This is a genomic window from Escherichia sp. AM3 (assembly GCF_032029835.1).
Classification (GTDB): Bacteria; Pseudomonadota; Gammaproteobacteria; order Enterobacterales; family Enterobacteriaceae; genus Escherichia; species Escherichia coli.
On record NZ_JAVUPQ010000443.1, the window covers coordinates 1 to 769 of the forward strand.

Consider the following 769-nt stretch of genomic DNA (forward strand, 5'->3'; position numbering starts at 1 on the left):
CTGTGCGGCGTGCCGTCAGCCCAAAAATTCACAAATGTTGCTCGGCCCAGCGTAAGAAATCTTCTTTCGGTAATGCCTTGCTGTAGAGCCAGCCCTGACCGTAGTGCACGCCATGCTGGCGTAACCACTCTTCTTGTTTACTGGTTTCGATTCCCTCCGCTACCATTTTCAGTTTCAGTGTTTTTGCCATTTCGATGATATGCGGCGTGACATTTTTATATTCCAGCGCATCAACGAAAGATTTATCGATCTTCAGAATGTCGACATCCAGATCCTGTAAATAACTTAAACTTGAATACCCCGTACCAAAATCATCAAGATAAATTTCATGGCCCGCCTCCCGGTAGCGAGAAATTATCGGGGCGCTGGTTTTCGGATCGGCAAACTCGCGTTCAGTGAGTTCAAGCGCGATCTGTCTGGGATTAACCTGATAGTGATTGATCATGTCACGCAGCAATTGCGGGATTTTTTCCGAGGTGAGCACGGGGGATTCAAGATTGATCGAAATATGCTGCTGTGGATGCTGACGCAGCCAGTCGCCCATATCTTCAAAGACGCTTCTTATAATCAGTAGCGTCAATGGCTCAGAAAGGCCCGTTTGCTGTGCCAGCGGAATAAAACTATCTGGTGACAACCAACTACCGTCTGTCTGCGGCCAGCGCGCCAGTGCCTCAGCACCGACAATTTTGCCATTGGCTAAGGAGACAATCGGCTGATAGTGCACGCAAATATCACGATTTTCGATAGCATCCTGCAGCCGATGATGCGG

Annotated in this window: 1 pseudogene; it reads right to left on the reverse strand. The window is 48.8% G+C overall.

The features are described 5' to 3' along the window. Positions 1 to 28: 28 nt before the first annotated feature. Positions 29 to 769 (reverse strand): annotated as a pseudogene (gene pdeB, locus RTW80_RS26475) (cyclic-guanylate-specific phosphodiesterase PdeB); the annotation flags it as partial.